Here is an 18,676-nt window from a genome sequence, read left to right as displayed (position 1 = left end):
CAATTTATGAAAACCAGGGTATTGATGGTGTGCCTCGGCAATATTTGCAGATCACCACTAGCCGAAGGTATTCTAAAATCTAAGGTAGATCAATCTAAAGTCTTTGTTGATTCTGCCGGAACTGGTAGCTGGCATGTTGGCTCAGAACCAGATCGCCGATCTATCGCTACTGCGAAAAGATATGATTTGGATATTACAGATCAACGCGGGAGACAGTTTTCAGCAAAAGATTTTAATGACTTTGATCACATTTTTGTAATGGATAATTCCAATTTCAAAGATGTTATTTCTATGGCCGAAACAGATGAAGATCGCCAGAAAGTACACTTGATCCTTGAAGAGATCTTTCCGTCAGAAAATGTAGATGTCCCAGATCCATATCACGGAGGGGAACAGGGTTTTGAAAATGTATACCAAATGCTGAATGAAGCCTGTGAAGAGATCGCTGAAAAACTGAATAACGGAACATTATGAGTTCCAATCATAAAAACTACGGCAAGTTATATTTGATTCCGGTAGGCTTAGGTGATTCAAGCCCCGATAAAGTATTTCCTCCTCTAAATCAAAAGATCATCGAGGGTATTGATGATTTTATCGTTGAAAATGAAAAATCTGCCCGACGATTCATTAAACAAATTCTTCCTGAAAAATCACAGCAGGGTTTGAGATTGAGTGGGTTGAATAAGTTCACCGAAGCTTCAGAATTACCAGGTTTTCTAGATGCGGCAAAAGAAGGAAAAAATGTAGGTTTACTAAGTGAAGCTGGTTGTCCCGGAGTTGCAGATCCCGGAGCAGAAATTGTTAAACTCGCGCATAGATTCAATATACAGGTGGTTCCACTAATTGGTCCCTCCTCTATTCTACTGGCCATGATGTCTAGCGGCATGAATGGCCAAAGCTTTACCTTTCATGGCTATCTGCCAATTGATAAGAAAGAGAGAAAACACGAGATAAAACAGCTTGAAAGAATTTCGCTGGAAAAAAACCAGGCACAGATCTTTATAGAAACTCCCTATAGAAACATGAAGTTTTTAGAAGATCTAATCCAGAGCCTTCATCCTGCAACTAGAATTTGTGTTGCTTGCGATCTAACTTTAGAAACCGAATTCATCAAAACAGCGACCGCTTCTGAATGGAAAAATATAAAAACCGATCTTCATAAAAGACCGGCTATATTTATTATTCAAAAAGATATTTAAGCTGAAAGATCGTCGAAGTCTACTCTGGCATTCTTTTCTGTCTTTACAAAAGAAGTATCATAACCACCAAAACGCTTCATATAGGTTTTGATAGTTGTGCCAAATGCATCGCTAAAAGCCTGAGCTCCCCAACTACGAAGATATTTTTTAACACTACCAGGTCCGGCCAAATGCGCCGCAGCTAAAATACCAGATTCAGTAATTTCAACTCCATTGATGGTCTTACCCACAAAACGTTTGATATCCCTCTGTAGTATCCACTTATTTCTGGAAGCATTGGCATAAAAGGCCGCTTCCTGAAGTGCTGGTGAATTAAGAAATGAAATACTATCGTATATCCCAACGAGCTTTAAAGTGCCTTTCCCAAACTGGTACTTTCCAAGATAACCATACTCATTGATAGACTTATAATCCCCTCTGGATTCTTTAAATGCCAAAGCTTCTTTAAAGCCTACGTAAGACTTACCGAGAAAAGGTGAAGTGTTAGAGATTTCGAATTCTGGAACTAGTTCATCCCTGAGGTCTGCAACCGTATATTCCAGATCCAGATCATAAGTGGAATAATCTTCCAGATCCAGATTTGCAGCTTTTTTAGTTGAAAAACTAAAAAATATTGAGCCTGCTGCAAGAGGCAAGATTGAAAATTTTGCAATTTTCTTTCTCATCATTTTGGTTTTTGAAAGGTTAATGGAAGACCTATATCATAAGTCATACCCCTTTCATATTCGCCGGGCAAATGTATAACAAATTTTAATAATCTGAATTACAGTATGTTAAAGGTTTTTTAAAGTTATTCTCCTTTTAACTAAACAATAACTAACTGTAAATCAAAAACTTAAAGTTTCCTGAACAAAAATTGGTTTATCTTTTTATTCCCTGCTTATTGATCCAGCGAACATATTCCTGCTTATTTCGGTTGTGCTGGGCGAGGTTTTTGGCAAATTTGTGATAGCCGAAATTTTGCACATCGGCCACAAAATAAAAGAAATCATGATCCTCATAATTAAGTACCGCCTCTATTGATGAAATATCTGGCATCCAGATGGGACCTGGAGGTATTTGTTTGTATTTATATGTGTTATACGGAGATTCCAACTCAAGATCTTTATAAAGCACACGCTTGATGATCGTATCAAAATTACCGGTTTTTTCCTTAATAGCATAGATCACAGTTGGATCTGCATCAAGTTTCCAGCCGTTTTTATGGCGGTTCATATAAACTCCGGCCACTTTTGGTCGTTCATCTACTTTTGCCGTTTCCTTTTGAACAATAGAAGCCATAGTAATTACCTCCTTTGGAGTTAAACCAATGTCTTCAGCTTTTTTTAATCTCTTTTCGTTCCAGAACCTGTCATATTCCTGCTTCATTCTACTACGGAATTCATCTGCAGAGGTATTCCAATAGAACTCGTATTGATTTGGAATGTACATTCCCAGAGCCGTACTTGATTCAAAATCATTTTCTGAAAGAAACGCCTGGTTTTTAAATGATTTCAGCAAAGCTAAACTGTCTGCCTCTATCTGTTTTGAAATTCTTCCAGCCAGGTTCTCTAACCTTTCCTGATTATTAAAGATCACTTTAACCGGCCTGTTGCCACTTCTAAGCCTATTCACCAGTTCATTGTTATTCATTCCTTTTTCAAGGAAATATCTACCAGGTCTAACATTTCCGGCATAACCCTTCTTCTGTGCTACGAGATCAAATGACTGTAGGTCCTTTATAAAAGGACGTATAGAATCTAATACTGTCTCATAGGTCGCTGCTGAGGGAATATAGACAACCTGCTCTTTGGCTTCAAAATTTGTATTGGAGGAAAAAACACTGTTATAAAGATAATAACCAAAGATCCCAAAAGCTATCACCCCAATAATGGTAATAGCTATAATTATTTTTTTAATGTACATTATTTATTAATTGATATAGCCATTCATCTTTAAACTCGCCATTGAAGAAAGTCCAATCCTTTTTTAACCCTATTTTTCTAAATCTGTTATTCTCAAAAATACGCTTACTTTCCTCATTACTAGAGGTAACACTGGCATATACCTGATGTAGGCCTAAATGTGTAAAACAATAATCGCAAAGCAATCCTAAACTTTCTGAGCCAAACCCTTTTTTGCGATCTTTTTTATTTGCGATAAGAATTCCTATTGCTGCCCGCTTATCTTTTGGCTCAAGATCGTAGACATCTATTAAGCCAACCTGCCGGCCCCGCCTGGTACATATCACCAGTCTTAATTGCTTAATATCATATATATCACGGTGGGCATTTTCTATATACTGTCTTATGAGGAATTTTGAATATGGTGCCTGGGTAGAACTGATCTCCCAGAAGTCTTCATTGTTTTCTATCTCATGAACAAAATCCAGATCTTCCGGTTCAAGCGCCCTTAGATAAACTTTTTTTCCCTGTAATGTTAACATGCAATTTCACCTTTAAAAACCTGAACTGCCGGCCCGGATAACCAAATATCGGTAAAGCCTTTATCAGTTTTTTTGAAAGTTACTGAAAGTTCTCCACCCGGTGTTTTTAAATTCACTTTCTCTGAAGTGGTTTTACCAGATTCATATGCTGCCAGTGCAACAGCGGTAACTCCGGTTCCGCAGGAAAGCGTTTCGTCTTCCACTCCCCTTTCATAAGTTCTAACTGAAAATGTATCAGCAGAAACACCTTCAACAAAATTCACATTAGTACCAGCTTCACCATATCTTTCAGAATACCTGATTTCTGCACCTTCTTTCTTAATATCTTTCAGTTTAATCTCTTCAGAAAATACAACATGATGCGGAGAGCCAGTATTTAGAAATAAAAAATCTTCGTTATCTGAAATTTCACTAACATCCTTCATCTTCAGACTAACTACACCATCATTAATAGTTGCTTCATGAACTCCGTCTATAGCAGTAAACCTGGCAGTATCGCTGATTATCCCTAAATATTTGGCGAATGCAACCAGACATCTGCCTCCGTTACCACACATACTACTTTCGTTACCATCGGCATTAAAATAGACCATTTTAAAATCGTCTTTATGATCTTCAGAATTTTCCAGAAGTATCAGTCCGTCAGCACCTATGCCAAATTTACGATCACACAAGTGATTGATCAATTTGGTATCATTTTTGGATATTTTATTTTCCCGGTTATCGACCATTACAAAATCGTTTCCGGTACCCTGATATTTATAGAATGTCAGCTTCATATGTCATTTTAAAAGTGCGACAAATATACAATATTGAACAGGAAATCGAGGCTGTTAAATAGCTGTTAAAGTATGTGCCACTTATAATATCTAAGAAGTCGAAAAGGTTTAATTAATTAAATATCATCCGAAAATGAAAAAAATAGCAACATTACTATTTGTTTCCATCCTTGGGGGCGTTCTTACACTTGGTAGTTATAAACTGTTTTTTGATGAAAATCCCGAGCAGTTTCTCCCTCAAGACAGTTCACAGCAAAATACATTTTTACCTGTTACTAATAATAACAGAGCATATGGTACTAATGTCGATTTTACGGCCGCCGCAGAGAAAACGATTCACGCCGTTGTCCATGTAAAAAATGTAGCTGTCTTTAAAAATGGCCCAAGAAGCATTTGGGAATATTATCCGTACAACAATAATGGCGGAAGAGCTCTTCAAGGTGCCGGTTCTGGTGTTATTATAACCCCAGATGGCTACATTGTTACTAACAATCATGTCATTGATGGAGCAAGTGAGATAGAGGTTACACTTAATAATAATAAAACTTATAAAGCAGAAGTAATTGGTAGTGATCCTATATCTGATATCGCCCTTATAAAGGTAGACGCAGAAGAAGATCTGCAATATATACCTTTCGGTGATTCAGATAATATGGAAATTGGCGAATGGGTCTTAGCCGTAGGTAATCCTTTTAATTTGAAATCTACTGTAACTGCAGGGATTATAAGTGCTAAAGCAAGAGACCTGAACATGAGAGATAATTCGCCTCAATCTTTCATCCAAACCGATGCTGCGATCAACCCTGGAAATAGTGGTGGCGCACTGGTAAATATAAATGGAGAGTTGATAGGTATTAATACGGCCATTAGCTCACCAAGCGGTAGTTATATTGGTTATGCTTTCGCTGTACCTTCTAACAATGCCAGAAAGATCGTTGAAGACATCATGGAGTTTGGTGATGTTCAACAGGGAATTTTAGGCATTAGAGGAAGAAGTCTAAACAATGAGATCATAAGGGAATATGACTTAAACACCTCTCAGGGCGTTATGGTCGCCGAAGTTACTCCAGGAAGTGGAGCTGAAAAATCCGGGATTCGTCAAAAGGATATTATTAGAAAAATAGACAATATCGAGATCAATAAATTTTCAGATTTAACCGGCTACATTAATTCGAAAAGACCCGGAGACGAAGTTCTTGTGAAATTAATGCGTGATGGCAAAGAAAGAGAGGTAAATGTAGAACTCTCGAAACTTGATACTTATAGAATGACCGCATTGGGGTTAGAAGTTGCCAATGCTTCTCCTGAAGAATTAAAAGCTTATAAGGCGCCAAACGGGGTGAGAATAAACCGTACGCTAACTGATGGTTTACCTTCTGCCGATCTTGTTGGAGGAATAATTTCAGAAATTAATGGTCAAAATGTTAGCTCAGTAAGAGATGTTGAAGAGATCATGCAAAATCGAACCAGATCTAATCCTATAGTGATCGTTTTTTACACTCAAAAAGGTGAAAAACAACGTATGATCTGGAAATAAAAATAAAAATTCTAACTAGAATCAACCCTTCCCGTCAGGAAGGTTTTTTATTTAGAAAAGGCTTTACGAAAACGTTTGAAATATATACTTTTGGCGAAAATTTATAACAACATAACTCAACATGGACTTTAATAAAGTTTACGAAAAGGAACTTTCTTTCCAGGCAGATCGCCGTAAAGCTACCGTAGAATTCATAAACATTGTAAGTGACCTTTGGTATGATAAATCAATTGAACTTGTACTTTTCAGAAATCAGCTAATAAACAGAAATGTTAGTGATATTCTGGATCTGCATGAGTACGCTGCTGAATTTGTTGGAAAACCTATTTCCATATTTGATTCCGTAGAAATAGCTAAGGCTATACAAGATCTAAATTTACCACCTGCAAAATTAGATATTGGTAAACTTACCTACGAGTATCATTTAGATGGACAACCGCACAGCAATGCCATGGCTTTTGTATCTAATAACTTGAATGATGCAAAACAAACTGAATCTGTAACACCTAAAGATGTGGTGCTTTATGGGTTTGGTAGAATTGGAAGACTGGTTGCACGTGAACTAATGACCAGAACCGGAAAGGGAAACCAGCTTAGACTCAGAGCTGTTGTTACCAGAGGTAAAGTTGACCAGAGCGTACTGGAGAAAAGAGCTTCATTATTAAAAAGTGATTCTGTTCACGGGCCTTTTAGTGCAACTGTTAATGTAGATCTGGAGAAGTCAGCACTTATTATAAACGGTACTACCGTACACATGATCTCTGCAAATCAGCCTGAAGATATAGACTATACAAAATATGGAATTAATAATGCCCTTATTATAGATAATACAGGTGCATTTAGAGATAAAGAAGCTTTAAGCAGGCATTTAGTTTCCAAAGGAGCCGCTAAAGTACTATTAACGGCGCCAGGAAAAGGAATTCCAAATATTGTCCATGGCGTTAACCAGAAAGAATATTGTCCTGATGAGATCGATATTTTCTCTGCGGCTTCATGTACAACCAATGCCATTACCCCGGTATTAAAAGCTGTTCAGGATTCCCTGGGTGTGGTACACGGTCACCTTGAAACCATTCATGCTTATACCAATGATCAGAACCTGGTAGACAACATGCATAGTAAATACAGAAGAGGTCGTGCCGCTGGACTCAATATGGTAATTACTGAAACGGGTGCTGGTAAAGCGGTCTCTAAAGCTTTACCTGTTTTTGAAGGTAAATTGACTTCGAATGCTATTAGAGTTCCCGTTCCTAATGGATCTTTAGCTATTCTTAATCTTGAAGTTGAAAAAGGAACTAGTCTTGAAGACGTAAATGCTATCCTTAAGAAATATGCTCTAGAGGGCGATCTTGTGGAACAGATCCAATATTCGGTAGACAATGAACTGGTCTCTTCAGATATCATTGGTTCATCTGCTCCGGCGATATATGATAGTAACGCTACCATAGTTTCTGCAGACGGAAAAAATGTGATTCTATATATATGGTATGATAATGAATACGGCTATAGCCATCAGGTAATAAGACTTGCAAAATATATCGCTAAAGTTAGACGATATACTTATTACTAGAATAGATTATTTTTTAGAAAAAAGACCCTGCCATTGGCAGGGTTTTTTTATTTTTGCAGCACTTTGAAAACATAAAAATCTGATTCAAAACAATTTAAATTTTACAAATAGCGAATTTCTTCCCGAAAATCTGAAATATACTAACCCATCCGTTCGCTCGTTGTTTTTTATGAACCAAACAAAATCAATCCCCAGGAAAATGAGTAACAAATTTTACATTGTAGCTGCTTTTGTTATTGCTAGTGTATTTCAGATGAATGCCCAAACAGACAGCCTTAAAACAGAAACTCCAATTCAGGATGAGTTTTCTGCATTAATTCAGGAATCTAATAACTATCAGGGTTATAAGGTTGTAGATTATGATAAACTTATTGAGTTAAGAAACACTACCAGAAGTTATATCACAGAATTAAAAGAAGAGATCATAGTACATAAAAATACTGTAGATCAACAAAATGATGAAATTCAGAAATTAAAATCTGAACTCGATTCTACCCAGGAAGATTTTAACAGAGTATCTGAAGAAAAGGATGCATTAATGTTCTTAGGCATGCCTTTTAGTAAAGGCGGATACAAAGCGATGATGTGGGGTATTGTAGCCGCACTTGTGGCCATCTTACTTATTATATTTTTCAGATACAAAAGTTCTCACGCTGCAACGAAAGATGCTCAGCAAAAACTTGATGAAACCGAAAAAGAATTCGATGCCTACCGAACCAAAGCCCTTGAAAAAGAGCAACGTCTTGGAAGAATGTTACAGGATGAACGTAACAAGGCAAGCGGAACTCCTTAATTCATTTCGGCTCCATAAATAACCCACAACGAATCTTACCAATGCGCATAGATATAATTACTGTAGTTCCAGATATTCTTAGAAGCCCCTTTGAAGCATCAATTCTTCAAAGAGCTATAAAGAAAGGACTGGTAGAAATACACCTGCATAATCTCAGGGATTATACTACAGATAATTACAAGCAGGTTGATGATTATCAATTTGGTGGTGGTGCTGGAATGGTTATGATGATAGAGCCTATAGATAAATGTATCACTAAGCTTAAGTCTGAACGGGAGTACCAGGAAGTTATTTATATGACTCCAGATGGAGATAGACTTCAACAAAAGATGGCCAATAGGTTATCTATGCATGAAAATATCATTATTCTCTGTGGTCATTATAAGGGTGTAGATCAAAGAGTAAGAGACAAGTTTATAACTAAAGAAATTTCTATTGGTGATTATGTGCTTTCCGGAGGCGAATTGGGAGCCGCAGTTTTATGTGATTCTATCATTAGATTGATCCCCGGCGTTCTAGGCAATGAAACCTCTGCCCTTACCGATTCATTCCAGGATAATTTACTTGCACCGCCGGTATACACCCGTCCGGCAGAATACAAAGGCTGGGAAGTACCAGAGATATTGACATCAGGAAACTTTCCGAAGATCGAAGAATGGAGAGAAAATGAAGCCTACGAGCGCACAAAAAGATTAAGACCAGACCTTTTAGAGGACGAGTAAATATTTCTCTAATAGGCTTGTAGAATAATTTAAATTGCTTAATTTTGCACTCATTCTAAAATAACCTCTGGCGATAACCGTGAATGTTGTTTTGGATTTTACTTTAAACTAATACAAATGGAATCGTTAGTAAAATACGTTCAGGACGAATTCGTAGATAGAAAAGATCTACCAGAATTTTCAGCAGGAGACACTATCACTGTTTATTACGAAATTAAAGAGGGACAGAAGACAAGAACTCAGTTCTTTAGAGGTGTTGTTATCCAAAAAAGAGGTACTGGATCTTCTCAAACTTTCACTATTAGAAAAATGAGTGGTACTGTAGGTGTGGAAAGAATTTTCCCGGTAAACCTTCCAGCTATCCAGAAAATTGAGATCAATAAGAAAGGTAGCGTTAGAAGAGCTAGAATCTTTTACTTTAGAGGTCTTACTGGTAAGAAAGCTCGTATTAAAGAAGCGATTAGAAAATCATAATTCTTTTGATAGAACAACTAAAGCCTCGATTTATCGGGGCTTTTTTTATGGTCTCATTTTAGATTTTTTATATTACATTAAAATGTTAAATGCTTTCAATCAAAGCAGGATTATAACTATATTTAATATAGAAAATTTGCCTGCATTAAAATGACAAAAGAATTTTTAGTGATGATGATTTTCCCGTAAAGCAAGTTCTTTACATAAATCTTTTACCTTCTATATAACACCTTAATATTTTGTATTATCAAAATTAGTTTGAAAGGTAAAAGTAGATTCGATTTTAATTCCTTTAAAATTGAATCATTTTTGGAACAGTCATGCAAGAAAGCTTTTTAGCTTCTTATCATCAAAGTGATAGTTTGCTGTTTCAATTGAAGCCATTTCATTTTAGCAATTAAGATGAAATGGCTTTTTTATTCAATTATTTATGATTTCTTAACAGGTGAACACCCCTTTAAACTTAGGATAAAAGCCGCAAATACTGTATATTGCGCGAGAGATAACACCCTGGTAATTTCCGGGGTTTTCTTTGAATATATTACAACCAAAAACTTAAAAAATGTCACAGAAAGAAAAAATAATTTATACTAAAACAGATGAGGCTCCAATGCTGGCAACTTATTCGTTCCTGCCAATTATTGAAGCTTTCACAAAAGCTGCAGGTGTAAGCCTGGAAACTCGTGATATTTCTTTGGCAGGAAGAATCCTTTCTCAATTTCCAGATTATCTGAAAGAAGATCAAAAGGTTTCTGACGATCTTGCTGAATTAGGGGAACTAGCGAAGCAGCCTGAAGCAAATATTATAAAACTACCAAATATTAGTGCCTCAATTCCGCAGCTTAAAAATGCGATCTCTGAGTTACAGTCTAAAGGTTTCGCTATTCCAGATTATCCAGATGAGCCTGCTAATGACAAGGAGAAGGAGATCCAGGCTCGTTATGATAAAATTAAAGGTAGTGCTGTAAACCCAGTACTTAGAGAAGGAAATTCAGACAGACGTGCTCCAAAGGCCGTTAAGAATTTTGCTAAGAAAAACCCTCATTCTATGGGTGAATGGAGTTCAGATTCCAAAACTCATGTTGCCACTATGAGCGAAGGAGACTTCAGGTCTAATGAAAAATCTGTAACGCTTGCTGAGGAAGACACGTTAAAAATTGAATTCACTTCAGAAGATGGTGAAAAGAAAACCCTAAAGGACAATCTAAAGGTTCTTAATGGTGAAGTAGTTGATGCTACAGTGATGAGTAAAAAGGCACTTCTTGATTTTCTTCGCAAAGAAGTTAAAGATGCTAAAGAGAAAGATGTTCTTTTCTCTCTGCATATGAAAGCTACCATGATGAAGGTTTCAGACCCTATCATTTTTGGACATGCCGTTGAAGTTTTCTTTGAAGATGTTTTCGAAAAATATGGTGAAGAGCTTGAGAAAGCTGGAGCTGATCAAAATAGTGGACTTGGTGATGTCCTGAATGCTATTGAAACCTTGCCTTCAGATAAAAGAGATGAAATTAAATCAGCCATAGAAAAAGACCTTAAAGACGGTCCGGATATCGCGATGGTAAATTCAGATGAAGGAATTACCAATTTACATGTACCTAGTGATGTCATTATCGATGCTTCCATGCCGGCGATGATTAGAACTTCAGGTCAAATGTGGAATGCTGAAGGTAAAACTCAGGACACCAAAGCAGTGATCCCTGATAGTTCTTACGCAGGACTTTACCAGGCAACAATAGATTTCTGTAAAGAACACGGCGCTTTTGATCCTACAACTATGGGTACAGTTCCTAATGTTGGATTAATGGCTCAAAAAGCTGAAGAATATGGTTCTCACGATAAGACCTTTGAAATTCCAGGAAACGGAACGGTAAGAGTGATCAATTCTAAAGGAGATACTATCCTGGACCATAAAGTTGAAGAAGGAGATATCTGGAGAATGTGTCAGGTAAAAGATGCTCCAATCCAGGACTGGATCAAACTTGCTATTTCCCGGGCCAAAGCTACAGGAATGCCTGCAGTTTTCTGGTTAGATAAGAATAGAGCACATGATGCTGAATTGATCCAGAAGGTTAATAAATATCTTCCAGATCACGATACCGAAGGTTTAGAGATCAAGATCATGGCTCCTACCGAGGCAACAAAATATACTTTGGAAAGAGTAAAAGATGGCAAAGACACTATTTCGGTAACAGGAAATGTTCTTAGAGATTACCTAACCGACCTCTTCCCTATTCTGGAACTTGGTACAAGCGCAAAAATGCTTTCTATCGTTCCATTGATGAATGGTGGTGGATTATTTGAGACCGGTGCCGGTGGATCTGCTCCAAAACACGTTCAGCAATTTGTAAAAGAAGGACATTTAAGATGGGACTCTCTGGGAGAATTCCTGGCATTGGCTGTTTCTCTAGAACATCTTGGGAATAAATATGATAATTCTAAGGCGCTGACACTTGCAGATGCTCTTGATGAAGCTACCGAAAGGTTCCTTAATGAAGGTAGATCTCCTTCAAGAAAAGTAAATGAACTTGATAACAGAGGAAGCCATTTCTATCTTGCATTATACTGGGCTGAAGCACTTTCAACTCAAACCAGCAATACAGATCTAAACATCTATTTTGGAAGAATAGCTAAAATGATGGAAGATAACCAGGAGAAAATCCTGCAGGATCTTTTGGATGCTCAGGGATCACCTGTTGATATTGGTGGTTATTATGAACCAGACGAAGAGCTTACTAAAAAAGCAATGCGTCCAAGTAATAAATTAAACGAGATCCTGGCCACAGATGCCTAATCGAATAAATATTCAATGAAAAAAGCCTCCGCTGGTAGTGGAGGCTTTTTTTTATTTAGAAACTTTAATTACTTTGGCTCTTTCCATAAAAGTATCCTGTAATCTTTCCATTTTAGGGACCATCTTTTCACCAAATACAAGATATTGGCATTTACTGATACTTAGCGGAATCCTTACAATTTCATCTATATTTCCGGGTTTAGATAGAAATTCGGCATCTTCAAGTATGAAAAGCTGTAACTGTCCTAAATGAATTCCAGTCATAGAAAATAATTTCCCTAATCTTTTTGGTGTAGCGATAACAATATCTACCCCATAGTAGATCGCATCTTTTTGATCATCTATATTCTGCTCTTCATAAGCGCAATATATACGGAGATCCATTTCTCTGGTAAACTTTTTGAATTTTTGTTCCAGTTCCAACGCTGCTTCTTTATCTTTTACATAAATAAGTGCCCTTGGAGAATCTTCAAAAGCTTCAGAATTCAATTTCTGGATCACACTAATGATCATCGCCGTAGTTTTACCACTTCCTTCAGGAGCGAGACAATAAAGATCTGCCCCACTTTTAATTTTTGGCAATGCAGTTTTTTGAAAAGCCGTGGGACTTTCAAAACCTAAACGCTCAATTGCTTCTTTTAGAGGTGGATTTAATTTCTTGAACGACATAATTATAATTAGAATTTGATGATCATTTTTATCCGAAATATCCAGTTGAATTTTCCAAGCCAGATTATTCCCGCACAAAGGTCGGACTTTATAATTTGATAGGCCGTCTATCTATTCTACAAATAAAACTAAATCGAAATAGTTTAATCTTTCGTTAAACAGCTTCTGAAATTAGACCAAATTAGCCGGTTTCCTGAAATTTGCAGAATGCACCTAAAATCTGGAGAAAGGAATAAAAAACAGGAATACATTATTCTTCTGGTTCTTGGAACTCTAATTGCTCTTGGACCTTTTTCTATAGACGCATACCTTCCTGGATTTGAAAGTATTGCAGAAGATTTTAATACCTCTATTAGTCAGATCGGGCTTACCCTTACCAGCTATTTTATTGGTATCTCAATAGGACAACTGGCGTATGGGCCAATAATGGACAAATTTGGCCGTAAAAAACCCCTATTAATAGGTTTAGTCATCTACTTACTTTCTGCTCTTAGCTGTATGTATTCGCCAAACCTGGAATGGTTAATTGTTTCCAGGTTTTTCCTGGCAGTAGGTGCTGCAGCAGGAATGGTTGCTGCAAAAGCCATAGTACGCGATATATTTCCGGTACACGAAGTGGCAGGAGCAATTTCAGTATTAATGCTCATTATGGGTGGAGCACCAATCATTGCTCCTACGGTTGGAAGTTTTATCATAGATTCTTTCGGCTGGGAAATGATCTTTCTATTTCTCGCTATTTTCTGTCTGTTAATGATAATAAGTGTAACTAAATTTTTACCGGAAAGCATAGTCCCTGATAAGTTGGTAGACCTAAAACCAAAACAGGTTGCGATCAAATACTACGGAATATTAACTCATCAGAAATTCTGGAGTTTTGCCATGGCAGGTAGCTTTACCATTGGAGCCATGTTTGCATATATCTCTGATGCACCTAAATTATTCATGGGAAATTTTGATCTTTCTCAAAAGGAATTCGGGATCCTATTTGGTATTAATGCAGGGGGGTTAATTTTAGGCAGCCAGATAAACCGATTATTCTTAAGAAAGTTCACCACATTACAAATTACCTTATTCAATAGTGTGATCCTGGTAATTTTAGCATCCCTTTTTCTCATCAATTCATTATTGGAATTAGGATTTTTACCAACTGTGATTCTATTGTTCCTTATGCTATTCCTACTTGGTTTTCAGAATCCGAATACAACAGCATTGTCTCTGGAACCATTCGAAAAGAAAGCCGGTAGAGCATCTGCATTAATAGGTAGTCTCAAAATGATATTAGGTGCGCTAACTTCCTTCATGGTAAGTCTGTTTCACTCCTCCAGCTCTGTACCATTAGCAGTAATTTTATTAAGCTGTCTATTTATAAGTTTCATACTATTATTCAGGTTTTCTAAAAAAGAGAAGCGTAGCTTAAGCTTAAGTGAGGCATAAACTTTTTTATTAACTGACTAAATTCTATTTTTAAAGAAAAAATTGAAATACCGCTACTTAGCCTTTCTGCTTATATCCCTGTTTCTTTATTACCCAATCAATGCTCAGGAACTATTTACTTTAAATGGTGTGGTCACTGATGCTTCGAGCAATGAAACCCTTATTGGGGTAAACCTCATAATTCCCGAAGCCAAAACCGGAGTGGTAACCAATGATTATGGCTATTACTCAATTAAATTACCCCAAGGGGTCTATGAAATTGAGATCACGTATCTGGGATACCGTAGTATTATAGAAACTGTTCAATTAGATACAGATAAAAAGCTGGATTTTCAATTATCTGAAGCTTCAGAAAATCTTGAAGAGGTTGTAATCACGAGCGATATAGAAGGTTTAAATATTAGAAAACCTGAAATGAGCGTAAATAAATTATCCATTAGTACCATTCAGAAACTACCCGTAGTTTTTGGGGAAGTAGATGTGGTTAAATCTCTATTATTGCTCCCTGGGGTTTCTAATGCGGGAGAAGGTTCATCTGGATTTAATGTTCGCGGTGGTGCAGTAGATCAAAACCTGATCTTACTGGATGAAGCGACAATTTATAATTCTTCGCATCTATTCGGGTTATTCTCGGTTTTCAATCCAGATGCGATCAAAGATCTTAAATTATATAAAGGTGGAATTCCTGCCAAATATGGAGGTAGGGTTTCTTCTGTTCTGGATATTTATCAGCGGGATGGAAATAGTAAAGAATTTAAGATGCATGGCGGAATAGGTGCTATTTCCAGTCGTTTACTTGCCGAAGGCCCAATCGTAAAGGATAAGGGGTCCTTTTTAGTGGCAGGAAGAAGTTCTTACGCTCATTTATTCCTGAAGTTAACAGATAATGAGAACTCAGCTTACTTCTATGATCTGAATACCAAGCTAAGTTACAACCTGGACGATCGTAATAAGCTTTTACTTTCCGGATATTTCGGGCGGGATGTGTTCAATATTAGTCAGAATTTTGAAAATACTTATGGTAATGCAGTATTGAATCTAAGATGGAACCATATATTTTCAGATAACATATTTACCAATCTTTCCGTGATCTACAGCGATTATTATTATGGATTGAATCTCAATTTTGTCGGCTTTAATTGGGATAGCGGAATAAAAAACCTGAACATCAAGTACGATTTCAACCATTATATCAATGACAATCTACAGTTGAAATACGGAATTCAGAATACCTATTATGAGTTCAACCCGGGAGAAATAGAACCAATTGATGAAGATTCTGGAATTAATTATTTCAAGTTGAATAATAAATATGCTTTTGAAAATGGTATCTATATATCTGCAGAACAAAAATTAAGCGATAAATTTTCAGCTGAATATGGATTGAGACTCAGTAATTTTTTCAGATTAGGTCAGGATGAAATAAATATTTATGAAAATAACAACCCGGTTGAATATGATCCAGAAAGAGATATATATCGAGAAGCTGATATATTAGAAACTCTGCAATCATCAAGGGGTGATATTATTGAAACCTTCACTAATTTAGAGCCACGTATTGCAGTATCATATGCCTTGAATGACGACCAGTCTTTTAAAGCGAGTTATAATAGAATGACTCAGTATCTTCATCTAATTTCGAATACCAGTTCCCCCACTCCATTAGATGTTTGGGCACCCAGTGGTGATTTTATAAAACCGCAAAAATTAGATCAGTATGCAATCGGGTATTTCAGGAATTTCAGAAATAATAATTACTCGCTGGAAGTCGAAAGTTTTTATAAAAATATAGATAATAGAATAGACTATATAGATGGCGCAAACCTTATTGCTAATAATGCCATAGAAAGGGTTGTTCTTAATGGCGAAGCTCGTGCTTATGGTTTAGAATTATTGCTGAGAAAAAATAAAGGTCGATTTACCGGTTGGTTAGGATATACCCTTTCCAGATCTGAGCAACGTACACCTGGAAGAACTTCTATAGAACCTGGAATTAATAATGGTGATTGGTATAGAACTAATTATGATAAGACTCATGATCTAAGTATGACCGGGAGTTATGACCTGAATAAAAAATGGCAGCTGAATGCCAATTTTATATTTCAAACAGGATTAGCCACTACTTATCCAACTGCACAATATGACTATGAAGGTATTACTATTCCTGTTTACGGAGAAAGAAACGGAGACAGGTTACCGGAATATCATCGCCTGGATCTATCTGCTACTTATAATCCAAATATTGGTAAAGACAGGAAATTTGAATCTTATTGGAATTTTGGGATCTATAATGTTTACAATAGACAGAACGCCTATTCTATTAGCTTCAGAGAAAATGCAGATACTGGTCAAAATGAAGCGGTAAGGTTATCTTTATTTGGTATCATTCCTTCAATAACCTATAATTTTAAATTTTAGATGAAAAAAATTAAATTTTATATACCATTTTTAGCTTTACTGATCCTTTCGTCATGTGAAGAGGTGGTGCAGGTAGATTTAGAAGAAAGTGAACCAAGGCTGGTGATAGAAGCTTCGATCATCTGGCTTAAAGGTACAAGTGGAATGGAACAACGTATTATATTAACTGAAACTTCTCCTTTTTATGACGAAGAAGTAATTCCTGTAGAAAATGCTCAGGTAAAAATCTCCTCTGTTAATGGTGAAATATTTGATTTCAGTTATTCCCAGCAGGGTAATTATATAAATACTGGTTTTGATCCACAGCTTAATGAGATATACGAATTAGAAATTATTTATAACGATCAGGTTTATACTGCAACGGAGACTTTATTACCTGTAGTCCCTATAGATTATGTTGAACAAACAGAATCCGGAGGTTTTGCTGGAGATGAAATTGAAGTAAAAGCGTATTATACAGATCCTGCTGAAACTGAAGACTATTATCTGTTTAAATTCTTTAATGACGATGTAAGTCTGGAATTCTATGAAGATGAATTTACTAATGGAAATCAGATTTTTGGATATTATTCTGATGAGGATATTGAAGAGAATGATGTGATCCAGATTGAGATCCAGGGTATATCTAAAAGTTATTATGACTATCTTTTTATATTGCGTTCACAGGTTGGATCTAATGATGGGGGGCCATTTGAAACTATGCCCGCAACGGTAAAAGGCAATATTGTTAATCGAACAAATCCAGATAACTATCCACTAGGATATTTTAGATTATCTGAAGCTGATTCTACATCTTATACAGTACAGTAAATGAAACATACTAATAAAGAAGTACTATCAAAAGGAATAAAATATCTGGCCGGGGCTCTACCCTTAGCTCTTATTGGCCCCTCTATTCTTTACAATGCATTCAATAACCAGGATCATCCACTTTATATTGCTGTACTAATATTAGGTATCATAGCGACTTTCGCTTCAATCTTTCTCATGTTCAAAGGAATAATGACCATTATAAAGGCTCTCTTTGATTAATTTAAATTACCGATATCTAATTATAGAATAGTCCTTACTCATCGCAAGCACATTAGTTACTTAATAAGCTAGTACCATTATTGTCCAAATAAAGATATTCTTCATTAATACTTCCGCAAATACCGGCAAGATCATTCTCTTCCGAATAGGCCAGATGATAATCCATATCATTACTATTCAATTCAATTTCATAACATCAACCGGTAGTTATTTCATCTGCGTGTGATATACTTATTTTAGGAAATGATTTTATAGTATGCCTGGCAGGGCCTATCATCTCTGTTAGTTTCTGAATTTTGTAAGCTTCCAGTCATTTTATATGAACTCTACTTTTGCGGAAAAGTATCAGCGGATATCTTCTCTATCTCCAACTCATCAGAATTTTTAGAACCGGATAAAACTGCAAAATTTAATAGGGAGAATAATTTTAAAAAATCGATTGTTTAGTTAGCTCTGTATATGAGATGTATTATAAAAGGAAAAGCTGCGTGTAAATTTCAATATAGGGTATAAAAAAACCCTTCATCGATATGATAAAGGGTTTTCAAGAAGAAGGCGGCGACATACTCTCCCACAATACAGCAGTACCATCTGCGCTAACGGGCTTAACTACTCTGTTCGGGATGGGAAGAGGTGAGCCCCGTTGCTATAGCCACCTTAAAAGGTAAGTTATAAGCTTAGGCTTAAAACTGTGTCTCTCGACACTAATATCTTTGACATACTTAAGAAACAAAAAATAAGAAGAACTGATAATGCACTATAAAATAAGCATTTGGCGGTCTCGAAGTTTTGCAGCTTCGAGACCATCGCGCATCAAGCTTTACGGAGTATTA

17 protein-coding genes and 1 rRNA gene are annotated in these 18,676 nt (G+C 36.4%); 12 read left to right on the top strand and 6 right to left on the bottom strand.

Annotated features, from left to right (window positions below):
- Positions 1-6 precede the first annotated feature (6 nt).
- Positions 7-474: a low molecular weight protein-tyrosine-phosphatase gene (locus G530_RS0111805; protein WP_026934731.1), complete on the top strand. Its 468-nt coding sequence runs from the start codon at positions 7-9 to the stop codon at positions 472-474.
- Positions 471-1,199: an SAM-dependent methyltransferase gene (locus G530_RS0111800; protein ID WP_026934730.1), complete on the top strand. Its 729-nt coding sequence runs from the start codon at positions 471-473 to the stop codon at positions 1,197-1,199. The genes G530_RS0111805 and G530_RS0111800 overlap by 4 nt, the downstream gene beginning before the upstream one ends.
- On the opposite strand, the gene G530_RS0111795 is transcribed toward G530_RS0111800, so the two are convergent.
- The 4 genes from G530_RS0111795 to dapF form a co-directional block, all read right to left on the bottom strand.
- Complete coding sequence (locus G530_RS0111795) at positions 1,196-1,864, bottom strand: hypothetical protein (RefSeq protein ID WP_035716356.1); 669 nt, start codon at positions 1,862-1,864, stop codon at positions 1,196-1,198. The two genes, G530_RS0111800 and G530_RS0111795, sit on opposite strands and share 4 nt — an antisense overlap.
- A 196-nt stretch (positions 1,865-2,060) precedes the next feature.
- A complete protein-coding gene (gene mltG, locus G530_RS0111790) occupies positions 2,061-3,104 on the bottom strand; it encodes an endolytic transglycosylase MltG (RefSeq protein ID WP_026934728.1) in 1,044 nt (347 codons plus the stop codon).
- Positions 3,094-3,624: a GNAT family N-acetyltransferase gene (locus G530_RS0111785; protein ID WP_026934727.1), complete on the bottom strand. Its 531-nt coding sequence runs from the start codon at positions 3,622-3,624 to the stop codon at positions 3,094-3,096. The genes mltG and G530_RS0111785 overlap by 11 nt, the downstream gene beginning before the upstream one ends.
- Positions 3,618-4,403: a diaminopimelate epimerase gene (gene dapF, locus G530_RS0111780; protein ID WP_026934726.1), complete on the bottom strand. Its 786-nt coding sequence runs from the start codon at positions 4,401-4,403 to the stop codon at positions 3,618-3,620. The genes G530_RS0111785 and dapF overlap by 7 nt, the downstream gene beginning before the upstream one ends.
- 133 nt (positions 4,404-4,536) lie before the next feature.
- On the opposite strand from dapF, the gene G530_RS0111775 reads away from it, so the two are divergent.
- From G530_RS0111775 to G530_RS0111745, 6 genes are all read left to right on the top strand, one after another.
- Positions 4,537-5,940, top strand: coding sequence for a trypsin-like peptidase domain-containing protein (locus G530_RS0111775; RefSeq protein ID WP_026934725.1), 1,404 nt, complete (start codon positions 4,537-4,539; stop codon positions 5,938-5,940).
- A gap of 121 nt (positions 5,941-6,061) precedes the next feature.
- On the top strand, positions 6,062-7,510 hold the full coding sequence (locus tag G530_RS0111770; RefSeq protein ID WP_026934724.1) for a glyceraldehyde-3-phosphate dehydrogenase: 1,449 nt from the start codon (positions 6,062-6,064) through the stop codon (positions 7,508-7,510).
- A gap of 199 nt (positions 7,511-7,709) precedes the next feature.
- On the top strand, positions 7,710-8,303 hold the full coding sequence (locus G530_RS0111765; protein ID WP_240472156.1) for a Z-ring associated ZapG family protein: 594 nt from the start codon (positions 7,710-7,712) through the stop codon (positions 8,301-8,303).
- 41 nt (positions 8,304-8,344) lie between these two features.
- Positions 8,345-9,025, top strand: coding sequence for a tRNA (guanosine(37)-N1)-methyltransferase TrmD (trmD, locus tag G530_RS0111760; protein WP_026934722.1), 681 nt, complete (start codon positions 8,345-8,347; stop codon positions 9,023-9,025).
- A gap of 117 nt (positions 9,026-9,142) precedes the next feature.
- Complete coding sequence (rplS, locus tag G530_RS0111755; RefSeq protein ID WP_026934721.1) at positions 9,143-9,499, top strand: 50S ribosomal protein L19; 357 nt, start codon at positions 9,143-9,145, stop codon at positions 9,497-9,499.
- Between the two features lie 562 nt (positions 9,500-10,061).
- Complete coding sequence (locus tag G530_RS0111745; protein ID WP_026934719.1) at positions 10,062-12,290, top strand: NADP-dependent isocitrate dehydrogenase; 2,229 nt, start codon at positions 10,062-10,064, stop codon at positions 12,288-12,290.
- Between the two features lie 51 nt (positions 12,291-12,341).
- Here the strand turns inward: G530_RS0111745 and G530_RS0111740 are convergent, their stop codons facing one another.
- Positions 12,342-12,959: a DEAD/DEAH box helicase gene (locus tag G530_RS0111740; RefSeq protein ID WP_026934718.1), complete on the bottom strand. Its 618-nt coding sequence runs from the start codon at positions 12,957-12,959 to the stop codon at positions 12,342-12,344.
- A 207-nt stretch (positions 12,960-13,166) separates the two neighbouring features.
- Here G530_RS0111740 and G530_RS0111735 point away from each other — a divergent pair, with 207 nt between their 5' ends.
- Genes G530_RS0111735 through G530_RS0111720 form a run of 4 tightly spaced genes read left to right on the top strand, consistent with a single transcriptional unit; the run spans position 13,167 to position 17,843 of the window.
- Entirely contained in the window at positions 13,167-14,393 is a 1,227-nt protein-coding gene (locus G530_RS0111735) for a multidrug effflux MFS transporter (RefSeq protein ID WP_026934717.1), read from the top strand.
- Between the two features lie 42 nt (positions 14,394-14,435).
- A complete protein-coding gene (locus G530_RS0111730; RefSeq protein WP_240472155.1) occupies positions 14,436-16,811 on the top strand; it encodes a TonB-dependent receptor in 2,376 nt (791 codons plus the stop codon).
- Complete coding sequence (locus tag G530_RS0111725) at positions 16,812-17,621, top strand: DUF4249 domain-containing protein (RefSeq protein WP_026934715.1); 810 nt, start codon at positions 16,812-16,814, stop codon at positions 17,619-17,621. It begins immediately after the preceding gene.
- The gene (locus G530_RS0111720) at positions 17,622-17,843 is read left to right on the top strand and encodes a DUF6095 family protein (protein ID WP_026934714.1); all 222 of its coding nucleotides are present in this window, start codon (positions 17,622-17,624) and stop codon (positions 17,841-17,843) included.
- Positions 17,844-18,393: 550 nt separating this feature from the next.
- On the opposite strand, the gene rrf is transcribed toward G530_RS0111720, so the two are convergent.
- A 5S ribosomal RNA gene (rrf, locus tag G530_RS0111710) occupies positions 18,394-18,503 on the bottom strand.
- Positions 18,504-18,676 lie beyond the last annotated feature (173 nt).

It is taken from the genome of Christiangramia echinicola DSM 19838 (genome assembly GCF_000423065.1).
In the GTDB taxonomy this organism is placed as follows: domain Bacteria; phylum Bacteroidota; class Bacteroidia; order Flavobacteriales; family Flavobacteriaceae; genus Christiangramia; species Christiangramia echinicola.
Note: the sequence above shows the minus strand (reverse complement) of the source record. Positions and strands in the feature narration are given on the sequence as shown.

Excerpts from the sequence above, each read along its gene's own strand:
- G530_RS0111805 (WP_026934731.1), top strand. The coding sequence starts at position 7 with ATGAAAACCAGGGTATTGATGGTGTGCCTCGGCAATATTTGCAGATCA.
- G530_RS0111800 (WP_026934730.1), top strand. The coding sequence starts at position 471 with ATGAGTTCCAATCATAAAAACTACGGCAAGTTATATTTGATTCCGGTA.
- G530_RS0111795 (WP_035716356.1), bottom strand. The coding sequence starts at position 1,864 with ATGAGAAAGAAAATTGCAAAATTTTCAATCTTGCCTCTTGCAGCAGGC.
- mltG (WP_026934728.1), bottom strand. The coding sequence starts at position 3,104 with ATGTACATTAAAAAAATAATTATAGCTATTACCATTATTGGGGTGATA.
- G530_RS0111785 (WP_026934727.1), bottom strand. The coding sequence starts at position 3,624 with ATGTTAACATTACAGGGAAAAAAAGTTTATCTAAGGGCGCTTGAACCG.
- dapF (WP_026934726.1), bottom strand. The coding sequence starts at position 4,403 with ATGAAGCTGACATTCTATAAATATCAGGGTACCGGAAACGATTTTGTA.
- G530_RS0111775 (WP_026934725.1), top strand. The coding sequence starts at position 4,537 with ATGAAAAAAATAGCAACATTACTATTTGTTTCCATCCTTGGGGGCGTT.
- G530_RS0111770 (WP_026934724.1), top strand. The coding sequence starts at position 6,062 with ATGGACTTTAATAAAGTTTACGAAAAGGAACTTTCTTTCCAGGCAGAT.
- G530_RS0111765 (WP_240472156.1), top strand. The coding sequence starts at position 7,710 with ATGAGTAACAAATTTTACATTGTAGCTGCTTTTGTTATTGCTAGTGTA.
- trmD (WP_026934722.1), top strand. The coding sequence starts at position 8,345 with ATGCGCATAGATATAATTACTGTAGTTCCAGATATTCTTAGAAGCCCC.
- rplS (WP_026934721.1), top strand. The coding sequence starts at position 9,143 with ATGGAATCGTTAGTAAAATACGTTCAGGACGAATTCGTAGATAGAAAA.
- G530_RS0111745 (WP_026934719.1), top strand. The coding sequence starts at position 10,062 with ATGTCACAGAAAGAAAAAATAATTTATACTAAAACAGATGAGGCTCCA.
- G530_RS0111740 (WP_026934718.1), bottom strand. The coding sequence starts at position 12,959 with ATGTCGTTCAAGAAATTAAATCCACCTCTAAAAGAAGCAATTGAGCGT.
- G530_RS0111735 (WP_026934717.1), top strand. The coding sequence starts at position 13,167 with ATGCACCTAAAATCTGGAGAAAGGAATAAAAAACAGGAATACATTATT.
- G530_RS0111725 (WP_026934715.1), top strand. The coding sequence starts at position 16,812 with ATGAAAAAAATTAAATTTTATATACCATTTTTAGCTTTACTGATCCTT.
- G530_RS0111720 (WP_026934714.1), top strand. The coding sequence starts at position 17,622 with ATGAAACATACTAATAAAGAAGTACTATCAAAAGGAATAAAATATCTG.